Here is a 13,511-nt window from a genome sequence, read left to right as displayed (position 1 = left end):
ATGCTTTTCCGTTGCAGGGAGATGGGCAGGCGTACGGAATTGCGTCAATTGGGTTCACTCAAGCGGTTGTGTAACCACGCGAAGAAGACGCCTGCTGCAAAGAACCAGACCGCGAACACAAAGGCCGGGTAGACAACAAACCACCAGGACAATGGCTCGCCCGTCTGGAGACGCCGGAAATCGAGTCCGTGAAAAAGTGCGTTCATGAAGTTCATGAACGGTTCGGGAAGTGCCATCCATACGAGCGTGCATAGGACATAGAAGAGCACAACCGTGGCCGAGAGCGTCACGCCAGTCTTGAAGGGCTTCATGCCAGCCTCCTCATCCCGGAAGAGTGCGATTGAGTTCGGCGGCAGCGCCAGCTGCGGAGAGCCGTCTGAAATCAATGTACTTGAGCCGGGCGTTTTCCGAACAAGTTCGGCACGAAGCGCGGCGTGTGTGCCGCGTATTCACGCCACGCAGCGCCGAACCGTGCCTCCGAATCGCGCTCCTCTTGTCTGGCTAGTCGAACGTACATGAAAACCAGAACAGGAAACATGGCCAAGGTCACGAGCGTGGGCCATTGGAGCAGGAAGCCCAGCATGATGACGACGAATCCGACGTACTGGGGATGTCGGATCTTCGAGTAGGGCCCGGTGGTGGCCAACTCGTTGTTACGCTGAGCTTCATACAGTACGTGCCATGCGGTGGACAACAAGTAGAAGCCGCCCAATATCAGGAAGAAACTGAGGAGATGCGGAAGTCCGCCATGCGGGTCGCCGTGTCTGCCGGTCAGGGTCCACCAGAGGTGTCCAGCGTCGTGCGACAGCAAATTGGCCTGTGGAAAGCGCGTCTGCAACCAACCCGACAGCAAATAGATGGTGAGCGGAAACCCGTACATCTCCGCGAATAGCGCGACGATGAAAGCGGAGAATCCACCGAACGTTCTCCAGTCCCGCTTTGTTGCCGGCTTGAAGAAGCTGAACGCGAAGATGATGAAGACGAGAGAATTGATAGCAACGAGGCTCCACAGCCCGTAACCGTCACCGATGCTGGTCATGACTGTCTCCCGAATTGGGGCGCCCATCGGTCGATTTTGTCCCATGATGCCCGTGCCCATGGTGCATAAACAGATGCATCAGCGGGCACGAGAGCAACAGCAGATAGGGCAACACGCCAAGGAAATGGGCGCGATGTTCCGTGAGTAACAGGAAGAGTGCGATTGCAGCGAAGGCTACGAGCGCAATGGCCGACCGCGATTTCCAGAACGACCGACCAGCATGCGGGCTGTCATCCATGGCTGCCTCCTGTTTCGTATCGTCACTTCTCCGCCGGATGCTCCCGAGCAGCCTGACGGTCCATCATTGCCTGCATCATCATTTGCATCATGTCCATGCGCATTTCCATACTGCCCTGCCGCGACGACATCGGCATACCGGACGAGTGAGCGCCCATCATTTCCATCATGCCCATGCCGTTTTGCATGACTTTCATTTGCTCGTCCATCAGGGCAGCGCGCTCTTCAGGCGTCTTCGCGCTCATCATCTTTTCATGCATGGCGCGCATCGCCTGCATTTGGTCGTCCGCCTCGCGGTTTGACTTGCCCGGCGCTTTTGCTGCCGCCTTATTCGGATGATGGGCGTCGTGAGCTGCACTGTCGCCGGCCGCCGGCGTACCGGCGATTGCAACGGCACTGGCCATGCCGAGCGCCGTAATTGCGATTGCGAGTTTTCGCGGGAATGCCATCTTGTTCTCCATGAGCATGGTTCTCGAGAGCCGGTCGAGCCCTGAAACCACTCTATGCTGACGCCCCTTCGATGGCTTGATGTGGCTCAACGAACCACGTGCCGAATTGTTCATACGTAGCAAGCCCCCGGAGCCGACACGCGACCGAGGTGGTACATCGTTCCCGGCGCGCTCGACAGTGCAGCGTTGACGTGCGTCAACCCTGCGACCGTCCGGCTACTTACGATAGGCAGTGCACCGGTGAGCGGCGCAATGCCGGGGAATATCGGACAGAGGCGCGTGCATGTTGACAAACTCAGCAGCAATCTCCGCACGGCGCCGTCTGGCCCGTGCACTTCTGACGGGCGCTTTGGCGCTGAGCGTGCTGTCGCTCTCAGGATGTGGCTATAACGCCATCCAGAGCGAAGACGAGCAGGTGAAGGCCAGTTGGTCGGAAGTTCTAAATCAATATCAACGGCGCGCTGACCTGGTTCCCAATCTCGTCAGCACGGTGAAGGGGTATGCGAATCAGGAAAAGGAAGTGCTCGTAAGTGTGACGGAGGCCCGGGCCCAAGTCGGCTCGATTCGCGCCACGCCGGAAATCATTGCCGACCCGCAGGCGTTTGCAAAGTTTGAAGCGGCGCAGGGGCAGCTCACGTCGTCTCTGTCGCGTCTGCTCGTGGTATCGGAGAACTATCCGCAATTGAAGTCGGACGCGAACTTCCGGGATCTGCAGGCGCAGCTCGAGGGTACGGAAAATCGCATTGCCGTAGCCCGAAACCGATACATTCGGTCCGTCCAGGCGTACAACACGACGATACGTTCGTTCCCGGAAAATTTGACTGCGAAGGCATTTGGCTATCTGGAACGCCCCAACTTCTCGGTGAGCAACGAAGCCGAGATTTCGAAACCGCCTCGGGTCGACTTCGGCTCGACGCCGGCATCTGCGGGCAAGGCCTCCAATTGAACATGTTCCGACTGGCGATGGCCTTCGCCTTGGCCCTCTTAGTCTTGGGAGGATCGTGCGCCCGCGCGGACGCCGTTATCCCGCCGCTCACATCGAGAGTCACCGATGTGACTGGAACGCTGACCGGTGACCAGTTGGTCAGCCTCGAGAAGATGTCGAGAGAGTTCGAGGCGAAACGGGGAACGCAGATTTCTGTTCTCGTCGTTTCGACCACGGAGCCCGAAACCATCGAGCAGTATTCGATGCGAGTCGTCGAGCAATGGAAGCTTGGGCGCAAGAACATCGACGACGGTGTGCTGCTGATTGTCGCCAAGAACGACCGAGCGCTTCGAATCGAGGTCGGATATGGCCTCGAAGGCGTGCTCACCGATGCGACGAGCAGTCGCATCATCAACGAGGCGATAGTTCCGCGTTTCCGAAACGGGGACTTCTACGGTGGCATCACGGCTGGCCTCGACGCCATCATGCGCGTAACCAGCGGCGAACCGTTATCTCCGCCGCAGCGGCGAGCTCTGTCAGGCGACGGCGCCGGGCGGTTGCTTCCCGTCCTCTTCCTCCTGACGGTCATGGCAGGCGGGCTGCTGCGCGCCATGTTTGGCCGACTGCCAGGCGCCGTCGTGACAGGCGGCGTCGTTGGCGTACTCGCATGGATTTTGTCGCAGGCGCTTCTTGTCGCCATCGCGGCGGGCTTGATGGCGCTGCTCTTCACGCTGCTGGGTGGCGGTACGAGAGCCGCTGGCGGGCGCTTCATCGGCGGCAGCGGTGGGCGTTTCGGTCGTGATTCGAATCGCGACATCTTTCGCGGAGGCGGTGGGGGCTTCGGCGGCGGCGGCGCATCGGGACGGTGGTGAGCATGGACCTGAAACGTCTGTTCCGGCATCTTTTCGCGACCCACTGGCGGGTCGACAAGGCATTTCCTCGTCAGACGCTAATCTCGATCGAAGAGGCTGTCCGTGCAAGTCATCGCGCGCATGTCGGTCAAGTCAGGTTTGCTGTAGAGGGGGCGCTGCACATCGGAGCCTTGCTGAGAGGCATCTCTGCGAGGGACCGTGCCATCGAGGTTTTCTCGGACCTGCGGGTCTGGGACACCGAGCACAACAACGGCATTCTCATCTATCTGCTTCTTGCGGACCGGGACGTCGAAATTGTCGTCGACCGGGGCATACACGCCAGGGTGGACAGCCGCGAATGGGAGGCGATTTGCCAGGCCATGGAAGCTCATTTCCAGCAAGGCGATTATCGGTCCGGTGTGCTGCACGGTATCGAGCAAGTCACAGTACTGCTGCAAAAGCACTTTCCGCTTCAAGACCCGCGACGCGACGACCTCTCGAGTGCCCCCGCCGTGATATGAGTTCCGAAGCTCGACATTAAGTGGGCAGTGCCTGAGCAGGCACATTGCCGTCGTCCGGATGAGACCGTGGACGGTTATTTCGTCGGTAGAAGCGAGCGCCGGCAAGCACGCTCGCGTGTCGACAACGGCTTGGCGTGGCGGCACAAAAGACCCTCGTAACCAAACCTGAATCGGGTGTCTGTAACTGAAATTAATGCACCTCAGCACACCCGCCCCCCCTCACTCCACCGTCACCGACTTCGCCAGATTCCTTGGCTTATCGATATCCGTCCCCCGCGCCAGCGCCGCGTGATACGCCAGCAGTTGCATCGGCACCGTATGCAGAATCGGCGAAAGCGGCCCGTAGTATTCGTTGAGCCGAATGACCTCGATCCCGTCGCCCGGCACCAACCCGCAGTCCACATCCGCGAACACAAAAAGCCGGCCATTTCGCGCACTGACCTCATGCATGTTCGACCGGAGTTTCTCGAGCAGCATGTCGTTCGGCGCCACTGCAATCACCGGCATCTCGTTGCTGACGAGCGCCAGCGGCCCATGCTTCAGCTCCCCGGCCGGATAAGCCTCCGCATGAATATAAGAAATCTCCTTCATCTTCAGCGCACCCTCGAGCGCGATCGGATAATGCATCCCGCGCCCGAGAAACAGCATGTTGTCGCGCCTCGCGAGCAGTTCCGACCACGCCATGATCTGCGGTTCCAGCGCGAGCACCTTCGACATCGCATCGGGCAGATGCCGCAGCGCCCGCAGATGTTCCTTCTCCGCGTCGTCGCTCAACCGCCCACGCATTTGCGCAAGCGATAGCGTGAGCAGAAACAGCGCGACGAGCTGCGTCGTAAAGGCCTTCGTCGAAGCCACCCCGATCTCGACCCCCGCGCGCGTGACGAACTGCAGCGCACATTCCCGCATCAACGCGCTCGTCGCAACGTTGCAGATCGCGAGCGTATGCATCATCCCGCTTTGCTTCGCGACATGCACGGCGCCGAGCACGTCGGCCGTCTCGCCGCTTTGCGACACCGCGACGACGAGCGTGCGCGGGTTCGGCACACTGTCGCGATAGCGAAACTCGCTCGCAATTTCCACGCTGGCCGGCAGCTTCGCGATGCTCTCGATCCAGTACTTCGCCGTGAGCGCCGCGTGATAACTCCCGCCGCATGCGAGCAACAACACCGAATCGACGTCGTTGAAAACCCGCCACGCACCATCGCCGAACAGCTCCGGCATGATCGAAGACACATCGAGCAGCGTATCGGCCACCGCCTGCGGCTGCTCGAAGATCTCCTTCTGCATGTAGTAGCGATACGAACCGAGATCGGCCGCGCCGCTATGCGCGGCGACCCGCTGCACCGCGCGCTCGACGCGCTGGCCGGCGGCATCGACGATCCAGTAGCGATGCAGCTGGATATCGGCAACGTCGCCGTTCTCGAGGTACGCGATCCGATCGGTGATCCCCGACAGCGCAATCGCGTCGGACGCCAGAAAATTCTCGCCCTCACCGACGCCGACGACGAGCGGCATCCCGTCGCGCGCGCCGACGATCCGGTGCGGCTCGTCGCGGCACATCACCGCGATCGCATAGCTGCCGCGCAGTCGCGCGACCGCGCGCCGTACCGCATCGAACAGATCGCCGTCGTACAGGTGGTCGACCAGGTGCGCGATCGCCTCGCTGTCGGTCTGGCTCGCGAACACGTAGCCTTGCGCCTGCAGTTCGGCGCGCAGTTGATCGCAGTTCTCGATGATCCCGTTATGCGACAGCGCGATGCGCGCGTTCGCGTCGCTCGGCGAAAAGTGAGGATGCGCGTTGAGCGTGACGGGCGCGCCATGCGTGGCCCAGCGCGTGTGCGCGATGCCGGTGTAGCCCGACAGCGCTTGCCCGGCGATCTCGCGCTGCAGGTTCGCGACGCGGTCGACGCTGCGGGCGCGCGCCAGCGCCCGGTCGCGGTAGACCACCACGCCGCATGAATCGTAACCGCGGTATTCGAGCCGCTTCAGGCCGTCGACCAGGTTCGGCAGGATGTCCCGCTGGGCGACCGCCCCGACAATTCCACACATATCGCGCTCCGTAAATGTCCTGTCTGGATCAGTGAGAGCGATGGTAGAGGTCGTATGATGGAATTAAATTTCAAAATACAAGAACAAATGAAATGGATGGTTGATCATCTATCATGTTGAAATTAAATTTCACACCCTGACCGGAAGGAGCCGCCGATGGCCGGCATCACCCTCGACGATCTCGACCTGCGCATTCTCGCGATCCTGCAGGACGACGCGTCGGTGTCGAACCTGCAACTCGCCGAGCGCGCGCTGTCGTCGCCGCCCACCTGCATGCGCCGCGTGCGGCGGCTGACGGAGGCGGGCGTGATCCGCCGGCAGGTCGCGGTGCTCGACCCGGTGGCGATCGGCACGGCCGTCACCGCGCTGATCGAGATCAGTCTCGACCGGCAGACGGCGGAAGACTACGACGCGTTCGAAGCGTACGTGTGCGCGGAGCCGGCTGTCACGCAGTGCTACCGCGTGTCGCCGGGGCCCGATTTCGTCGTGGTGGCCGATCTGGCCGACGTCGCCGAATACGACGAATTCGCGCGCCGGCTGTTCACCGGCGCATCGAACGTCCGCAACGTGCGGACGTTCTTCTCGACGCATCGCGCGAAATTCGAGGCGAACGCGCGGGTCACACATGCGATGCGCAAGCGCGCGTGAAGCGATCGCACGGTTCACGATGCGCCGGCGATGCGATTACGCGGCCGCGTCGGCGGCTTCGATCAGCTGCAGCGGCTTGCCATACCCGAAGCAATGCGCGGGTTCCGGAAACACGTGCTGCCGCACGTCGTGCGCATACTGGCGGATCGCGTCGCGCATCACGGCGTTTGCATCGGCGTAACGCTTCACGAAGCGCGGCGTGTACGCATCGAAAGCGCCGATCATGTCCTCGGTCACGAGCACCTGCCCGTCGCACGCCGGCGATGCGCCGATGCCGATCGTCGGGATCGTCAGCGTTTCGGTCAGGTGGCGTGCGAGCGCTTCGGCGGTGCCTTCGATGACGACGCCGAACGCGCCGGCCCGTTCGGCCGAGCACGCGGCGTCGAACACCTGCGCGGCCGAGCGCGGGTCCATCCCCTGCGCGCGGAAGCCGCCCGTCGCGTTGGCCTGCTGCGGCATGAGGCCGACGTGCGCCATCACCGGGATGCCGCGCTCGGTCAGGAAGCGGATCGTGTCGGCCATCTCGCTGCCGCCCTCGAGCTTCACGGCCTGCGCACCGGTTTCGGCGAGCAGGCGCGCGGCGGAGCGATACGCTTGCGCAGGCGATTCCTGATAAGTCGAGAACGGCAGGTCGACGACGACGCACGCCTGCGCGGCGCCGCGTACGACGGCCGCGCCGTGTGCAATCATCATGTCGAGCGTGACGCGCAGCGTATCGGGCATCCCGTACAGCACCATGCCGACGGAGTCGCCGACGATGATCACGTCGGCCACTTCGTCGACGAGTTTCGCCATCGGCGCGGAGTAGGCGGTCAGCGAGACGAGGCTGCCGACGCCCTTGGTCGAACGGATCGCGGTGACGGTCTTGCGGGTGGTGCGGGTATGAGCGCTCATGGGCTGAAGCCGTGTGAAAGAAGAGCCGCCACGGTAGCATCGCGCTCGTTCGTGCAATGACCTTCGGAGGACGTCTTATGTTGCTGGCGGGACAATCGGGTGACCCTTACGCGGTGCCGCCGATGGCACGCCTGCCGAGGCCGCTGTATGTGCGTGCGTTCGAGATTCCCGGCAACGCGAGCGTCGACGCGCACAGTCATCCGTGGGCGCAGCTGATGTATGCGACGAGCGGCGTGCTCGAGGTGTCGACGCCGTCGGGCCGGCAGCTGTTGCCGCCGCACTATGCGATGTGGATACCGCCGCACGTGCCGCATGCGGTGTCGACGCGCGATTGTGTCGCGTTCCACAGCCTGTATCTCGACGCGGCGATCGCGCGCGACGACGTGCACGACGATTGCGCGATCCTCTGCATGACGCCGCTGCTGCGCGAGCTGGTGATCGCCACGGCCGAATTGCCGGTGAATTACGACGAAGCGGGGCCGGACGGCGCGCTCGTCTGCCTGATCGCCGACCGGATCGCACGGATGCGGGCGGCGCCGCTGACGGTGCCGCTGCCGCGCGATCCGCGTCTGCTGAAAATCGCGCGTGCGTTGCATGCGTATCCGGGCGATACGCGCAATCTCGACGAATGGGGGCATCAGGTCGGTGCGACGCGACGGACGCTGTCGCGGCTGTTCCGGCAGGACACGGGGCTGTCGTTCACCGAATGGCGGCAGGCGGTGCGGCTGCTGGCGTCGCTGCCGCTGCTCGATGCGGGCGAGCCGATCGGCGCGGTGGCCGCGCAACTGGGCTACGACTCGACGTCGTCGTTCATCGCGCTGTTCCAGGCGAAATTCCGCGTGACGCCCGGCGCGTATGCGAAGCGTGGAGCGCGCCGGCCCGTGCTGAGCGCGTGACGCGGCTGCCCGCCCTTACTCAGAACGCGAGCGCCTGCTGCGCCGGATGGCGGGCGCCGCGCTCGAACCCCGCGCCTTCGAGCGACAGCAGCGCACGCTTGCGGTCGATCCCGCCTGCATAACCGGTCAGGCTGCCCGATGCGCCGACCACGCGATGGCACGGCACCATGATCGACACCGGGTTCCGCCCGACCGCGCCGCCCACGGCGCGCGCGCCGCTCATCGGCAACCCGACGCGCTCGGTGATGTCGCCGTACGTCACGAGTTCGCCGAACGGAATCGCGAGCAGTTCCTTCCATACACGTCGCTGAAACGCGGTGCCGCGCAGTTGAATCGGCACCGAGAACGTCTCGCGCGTGCCGGTGAAATACTCGGCGATTTCTTCCGCGACCTTGCGCGCGATCGGTGGCGTCGCGAGCGCGTCCGCTCCGGTCACGATCGCAACCGGCGGGAAGTATTTCTGGCCGACGAAGTAGAGGCCCGTCAGCGTATCGTCCTCGATACGTACCGCGATGTCGCCCAGCGGGCTCGGAATCAGGTGAGCGGGAGTCATCGCAACATCTCTCCGTGAAGGGGCCGCACGAGCGGCATACGCGCGCCACGGCGCCCGGCGCGCCGCATGCGGCGCGGCGGTTCGGCACTTGCTTCGCCCGACGCGGGGGCGAGATCGTGCGTGGCGCAGCCCGCCAGGCATCCGGCAACGAGAGTAAAAGCGATGGCAGGGCGTTTCATGTGGCTCGCGGGTGGGGTTGTGCTGCGCGGCGTCGCGGCAGGCGAGGGGAATCGACGCGCATGGGGCGACTGTAAACCATCCCGGCCCTGATCCTGGCCGGATTCGGACATGTGCATCCGTGATCGTGCGCTCGCCCTGATGGCGGGAAAATCCGGGAAAAACGGTTAATGCCACATTGCAAAACAGTCGTCTCTTTTGCCGCGACCAATTTGAGATGACTCATCGAAATCCCCGACTGACAGGGCGCCGGCTGACGACCTATCCTTTGAAAAACGTTTTCCAGATTGATCGGCGAATTCGGCCGTGCGCGACAGCGCGCCGCCGTCCGCCCCGGCGCCGGTCGCCGGCCAACGAATACCGTGCGGCGCGACGGGCGCGGCCGCGCATCGGAGACATTCATGCAATCTGCCGTCGTCGGCGCCGTGCGCGCGGCCGCCAGCCGCTATCGCTGGACCGTCTGTGCGCTGCTGTTTTTCGCGACCGTGATCAACTACATGGACCGGCAGATCCTCGGCCTGCTCGCACCGATGCTCCAGCACGACATCGGCTGGACCCAGGTGCAGTACGGCCGCATCGTGATGGCGTTTTCCGCGTTCTATGCCCTCGGCCTGCTCGGCTTCGGGCGGATCGTCGACTGGCTCGGCACGCGCGTCTCGTACGCGGTCGCGATGCTGGTGTGGAGCATCGCCGCGATGCTGCACGCGGCGGTCGGCTCGGTCATGGGCTTCGCGTTCGTGCGTGCGCTGCTCGGGATCGGCGAGGGCGGCAACTTCCCGGCCGCGATCAAGACGACGGCCGAATGGTTTCCGCGCCGCGAACGTGCGCTCGCCACCGGCATCTTCAACTCGGGCGCGAACATCGGCGCGGTGTTCGCGCCGGCGATCATCCCGGCCATCGCGGTGGCCTACGGCTGGCGTGCGGCGTTCGTGATCATCGGCGCGATCGGCATCGTCTGGCTCGCGGTATGGCTCGTGCTCTATCGCCAGGCCGATACGCGCGCGCTCGCCGCGGAATACGACGAGCCGCGCGACGAAGCGGAAGCGCTCGACGCGGCGAACGCGAACGCCGGCGCGCCGCGCTGGGGCGAACTGATCCGCAAGCGCGAAACGTGGGCGTTCCTGATCGGCAAGTTCCTGACCGACCCGGTGTGGTGGTTCTACCTGTTCTGGCTGCCGAAGTGGCTCAACGAATCGCGCGGGATGGACATGCAGCACATCGGCCTGCCGCTCGTCTGCATCTATGCGTTGACGACGGTCGGCAGCATCGGCGGCGGCTGGCTGTCGTCGATGCTGCTGCGCGCGGGCTGGAGCGTGAACCGCGCGCGCAAGACGGCGATGCTGATCTGCGCGTGCTGCGTGCTGCCGATCGCGTTCGTGTCGCAGGTGCAGAGCCTGTGGGTCGCGGTGCTGATCGTCGGCCTCGCCGCCGCCGCGCACCAGGGCTGGTCGGCGAACCTGTTCACGACGGCGTCCGACCTGTTTCCGCGCCGCGCGGTTGCATCGGTGGTCGGGATCGGCGGGATGGCCGGTTCGATCGGCGGCGTGCTGTTCTCGGAAGTGATCGGCCAGGTGCTGCAGCGCACGGGCCACTACTGGGTGCTGTTCGCGATCGGTGCGTCGGCCTACCTGCTCGCGCTGGCCGTGATGCACATGCTTACGCCGAAGATGAAGCCGGCACAACTCGACGCGTGACGGGGTGATTGCGTAGTCACTTCATCGCATGTCCGCAAACGAACGCGCCGCCCTTGGGCGGCGCGTTTTCTTTTGGAGGGGTGGGGCAGGGCACTCAACCGGCCGCGGCCGTCGACGCGCGCATGATCAGCCGCGGCTCGAACGTCGAATAACTCGCGTCGGTGCGCCCCGCGAGCGCGTCGATCAGCTTCTGCATCGCGAGCTCGCCCATGTTCTCGCTCTGGATGTCGACGGTCGTCAGCGCGGGCGCCGCGTATTCGCCGTACGGCACGTTGTCGATGCCCGCGACCGACACGTCCTGCGGCAGCCGGAAGCCGAGCGACGCGGCTTCCTTCATGAAGCCGAGCGCGATCAGGTCGTTGTAGCAGATCACGGCTTGCGGACGCTGCGGCCCGAGCATCACGCGCGAACACGCGCGCTCGCCGGCCTCGGCGGTCGGCGCATGCGCATCGTGCACGTCGAGCGTGAGCCCGGCTTCGGCGAGGCAGTCGCGCGCGCCCTGGATCCGCTCGTCGTTCACGCGCGCGGTGCCGAAGCCGAGATACGCGATGCGCGTGTGGCCGAGATTGAGCAGATGGCGCGCGAGCATGTAGGTCGACAGCCGGTTGTCGATGCCGACGCTCGGAATCGGCAGGCCGGGGCTGCGGCGCAGCAGCACGAGCGGCTTGTTGAGGTCGAGCATCCAGCCGGCTTCGTCGTCGGGCATCCGCGTGCTGACGATCAGCCCGTCGACGCGCTGCGCGAGCGCCTCGATCAGCGAGCGTTCGCGTGCCTGGCTCTCCTCGGTATCGACGAGCAGCAGCGTGTAGTCGTGCTGCAGCGCGACGCGGTTCGCCCCCTTCACCACGTTCGTGAAGTGCGGGTTGCTGATGTCGAGGATCACGAGGCCGATGGTGCGCGTGCGGCCGGTGATCATCGAGCGCGCGAGCGGGTTCGAACGGTAGCCGAGCCGGTCGATCGCCTCCTTGAGCCGGGCTTCGACGGTCGGCGAAAAGCGCTGCGTGCCGTTCACGTACTTCGATACCGTCGCGACCGACACGCCGGCTTCCGCCGCCACGTCGCGGATCGTCGGGGAAACTTTTTTCATGCGGAGGGTAACGTTTTCGTTCGATAACGCCGGATTGTGGCAGAAAACGGGGCCGTGCGGCCACGCGCCGATATCGGGAAAGTGCGGATGGCTGCGAGCGGGTTCGGCCATTGACGTTCGGATGCGCTCCCGCGTATAGTTGGAAAACGTTTTCCGATCCAGTCAGATTTCAGGTCAGATTCAAGGAGATTCGATGAACGCCTCATCCACCGGCGCGCGCAAACCGTTCGGGCGCCTGCTGCTGACGGGCGCGGCCGGCAACCTCGGCCGCCAGTTGCGCGGCGCGCTCGCCGACTGGGCCGACGTCGTGCGCGTCAGCGACATCGCGACGCTCGGCGACGCGGCCGCGCATGAAGAAACCCGCGTCGTCGATCTGGCCGATCGCCCGGCCGTGATGCAGCTCGTCGACGGCGTGGACGCGATCGTCCATCTCGGCGGCATTTCGGTCGATGCACCGTTCGACGATCTCGTCGGTGCGAACATCACCGGCACGTACAACCTGTACGAAGCCGCGCGCAAGCATGGCGTGAAGCGCGTCGTGTTCGCGAGCTCGAACCATGCGATCGGTTTCCATCCGGTCACGGAAGTGCTCGATGCCGATTCGCCGCTGCGCCCCGACAGCCTGTATGGCGTGACGAAGTGCTTCGGCGAATCGCTGTCGCGCTATTACTTCGACCGCTTCGGGATCGAGACGGTATGCCTGCGGATCGGCTCGTCGTTCGAAGTACCGAAGAATCCGCGCATGCTGGTGACGTTCCTCAGCTATCGCGACTTCATCGAGCTCGTGCGCTGCTCGCTGCTCACGAACCGCGTCGGGCATGCGATCGTGTACGGCGCGTCGGACAACCCGGTGAAGTGGTGGGACAACACGAAGGCCGGCTTCCTCGGCTTCCGCCCGAGCGACAGTTCGGAGCAGTTCGCCGGGTTGTTCCCGGTGGCGGCGCCGACCGCCGACTACGACGATCCCGCGCAGCGGTTCCAGGGCGGCGGGTTCGTCGTCGGCGAGCCGATGGAGCGCAACGCGTCGTAAGCGCCGCCGGCGTCGCTGCGGCCGCGGTTCAGCGCAGGATGTCGGTCGCGCGGTGCCGCGCGTCGACGCCGTCGATCAGGATCAGCGGGCCGCTCGCGTGACGTGCGCGCAGCGGCTGGATCTGGCGGTACGCATCCGATTCGTACCATGCACGCGCGGTGGCGAGATCGGGGAACGCGATCGCGACCAGGTCGCCGCGCCACACGCCTTCGCGCACTTCCGGCCGTGCGCCGTGAATCACGAAATGGCCGTCATACGGCGCGAGCGTGCCGTCGATGCGCTCGAGGTACTCGACGATGTCGTCGCACATCTCGACGTCGTGCAGGTGGGCGATGGCGTAGGCGGTCATGGCGGGCTCCGTGGCGTGAGGTGAGTCGATGGAGCCATGATCGCGGTGCGGAAGGCGCGCGTCGATTACCTGCGACGTAAGGAAATCCGCACGGCCGCTAACGATGGCGCGT

Annotated in this window: 16 protein-coding genes; 7 read left to right on the top strand and 9 right to left on the bottom strand. The window is 64.5% G+C overall.

Annotated features, from left to right (window positions below; translation table 11 throughout):
• Positions 1-44 precede the first annotated feature (44 nt).
• From DPV74_RS00080 to DPV74_RS00065, 4 genes are all read right to left on the bottom strand, one after another.
• Positions 45-311: a DUF5676 family membrane protein gene (locus DPV74_RS00080; RefSeq protein ID WP_060171563.1), complete on the bottom strand. Its 267-nt coding sequence runs from the start codon at positions 309-311 to the stop codon at positions 45-47.
• 71 nt (positions 312-382) lie between these two features.
• Positions 383-1,039, bottom strand: a complete 657-nt coding sequence (locus tag DPV74_RS00075; RefSeq protein ID WP_059692958.1) for an isoprenylcysteine carboxylmethyltransferase family protein — start codon at positions 1,037-1,039, stop codon at positions 383-385.
• Positions 1,023-1,277 (bottom strand): DUF2933 domain-containing protein, encoded by a 255-nt coding sequence (locus DPV74_RS00070; protein WP_119336263.1) that lies wholly within the window; start codon positions 1,275-1,277, stop codon positions 1,023-1,025. Before DPV74_RS00070 ends, DPV74_RS00075 begins: the two co-directional genes overlap by 17 nt.
• 22 nt (positions 1,278-1,299) lie before the next feature.
• Positions 1,300-1,737, bottom strand: a complete 438-nt coding sequence (locus tag DPV74_RS00065) for a hypothetical protein (RefSeq protein ID WP_240439891.1) — start codon at positions 1,735-1,737, stop codon at positions 1,300-1,302.
• A 271-nt stretch (positions 1,738-2,008) separates the two neighbouring features.
• Here DPV74_RS00065 and DPV74_RS00060 point away from each other — a divergent pair, with 271 nt between their 5' ends.
• Genes DPV74_RS00060 through DPV74_RS00050 form a run of 3 tightly spaced genes read left to right on the top strand, consistent with a single transcriptional unit; the run spans position 2,009 to position 4,022 of the window.
• Positions 2,009-2,671, top strand: coding sequence for a LemA family protein (locus DPV74_RS00060; protein WP_226113416.1), 663 nt, complete (start codon positions 2,009-2,011; stop codon positions 2,669-2,671).
• Between the two features lie 2 nt (positions 2,672-2,673).
• Complete coding sequence (locus DPV74_RS00055; protein WP_119336262.1) at positions 2,674-3,522, top strand: YgcG family protein; 849 nt, start codon at positions 2,674-2,676, stop codon at positions 3,520-3,522.
• A gap of 2 nt (positions 3,523-3,524) precedes the next feature.
• Entirely contained in the window at positions 3,525-4,022 is a 498-nt protein-coding gene (locus tag DPV74_RS00050; protein WP_119336261.1) for a TPM domain-containing protein, read from the top strand.
• A gap of 219 nt (positions 4,023-4,241) precedes the next feature.
• On the opposite strand, the gene glmS is transcribed toward DPV74_RS00050, so the two are convergent.
• Positions 4,242-6,071, bottom strand: a complete 1,830-nt coding sequence (glmS, locus tag DPV74_RS00045; protein WP_059692786.1) for a glutamine--fructose-6-phosphate transaminase (isomerizing) — start codon at positions 6,069-6,071, stop codon at positions 4,242-4,244.
• Positions 6,072-6,227: 156 nt separating this feature from the next.
• On the opposite strand from glmS, the gene DPV74_RS00040 reads away from it, so the two are divergent.
• Positions 6,228-6,719, top strand: coding sequence for an Lrp/AsnC family transcriptional regulator (locus DPV74_RS00040; RefSeq protein ID WP_021160045.1), 492 nt, complete (start codon positions 6,228-6,230; stop codon positions 6,717-6,719).
• A gap of 36 nt (positions 6,720-6,755) precedes the next feature.
• On the opposite strand, the gene panB is transcribed toward DPV74_RS00040, so the two are convergent.
• On the bottom strand, positions 6,756-7,613 hold the full coding sequence (gene panB, locus DPV74_RS00035; RefSeq protein WP_060085687.1) for a 3-methyl-2-oxobutanoate hydroxymethyltransferase: 858 nt from the start codon (positions 7,611-7,613) through the stop codon (positions 6,756-6,758).
• Between the two features lie 77 nt (positions 7,614-7,690).
• Here panB and DPV74_RS00030 point away from each other — a divergent pair, with 77 nt between their 5' ends.
• Positions 7,691-8,509 (top strand): helix-turn-helix domain-containing protein, encoded by an 819-nt coding sequence (locus DPV74_RS00030; RefSeq protein ID WP_119336260.1) that lies wholly within the window; start codon positions 7,691-7,693, stop codon positions 8,507-8,509.
• 19 nt (positions 8,510-8,528) lie between these two features.
• Here the strand turns inward: DPV74_RS00030 and DPV74_RS00025 are convergent, their stop codons facing one another.
• Positions 8,529-9,062: a methylated-DNA--[protein]-cysteine S-methyltransferase gene (locus DPV74_RS00025; RefSeq protein ID WP_119336259.1), complete on the bottom strand. Its 534-nt coding sequence runs from the start codon at positions 9,060-9,062 to the stop codon at positions 8,529-8,531.
• Between the two features lie 578 nt (positions 9,063-9,640).
• On the opposite strand from DPV74_RS00025, the gene DPV74_RS00020 reads away from it, so the two are divergent.
• Positions 9,641-10,933, top strand: coding sequence for an MFS transporter (locus tag DPV74_RS00020; RefSeq protein ID WP_059589565.1), 1,293 nt, complete (start codon positions 9,641-9,643; stop codon positions 10,931-10,933).
• A 94-nt stretch (positions 10,934-11,027) separates the two neighbouring features.
• Here the strand turns inward: DPV74_RS00020 and DPV74_RS00015 are convergent, their stop codons facing one another.
• Positions 11,028-12,131 (bottom strand): LacI family DNA-binding transcriptional regulator, encoded by a 1,104-nt coding sequence (locus DPV74_RS00015; RefSeq protein ID WP_027789782.1) that lies wholly within the window; start codon positions 12,129-12,131, stop codon positions 11,028-11,030.
• A gap of 82 nt (positions 12,132-12,213) precedes the next feature.
• Between DPV74_RS00015 and DPV74_RS00010 the strand changes: the two genes are divergently transcribed.
• The gene (locus DPV74_RS00010; protein WP_119336258.1) at positions 12,214-13,050 is read left to right on the top strand and encodes an NAD(P)-dependent oxidoreductase; all 837 of its coding nucleotides are present in this window, start codon (positions 12,214-12,216) and stop codon (positions 13,048-13,050) included.
• 28 nt (positions 13,051-13,078) lie between these two features.
• Here DPV74_RS00010 and DPV74_RS00005 read toward each other — a convergent pair whose 3' ends face one another.
• Entirely contained in the window at positions 13,079-13,399 is a 321-nt protein-coding gene (locus tag DPV74_RS00005; RefSeq protein ID WP_060286015.1) for a DUF1330 domain-containing protein, read from the bottom strand.
• Positions 13,400-13,511: the final 112 nt, after the last annotated feature.

The sequence above is a fragment of the Burkholderia sp. HAN2018 genome (assembly GCF_024704855.1).
GTDB lineage: Bacteria > Pseudomonadota > Gammaproteobacteria > Burkholderiales > Burkholderiaceae > Burkholderia > Burkholderia cepacia.
Note: the sequence above shows the minus strand (reverse complement) of the source record. Positions and strands in the feature narration are given on the sequence as shown.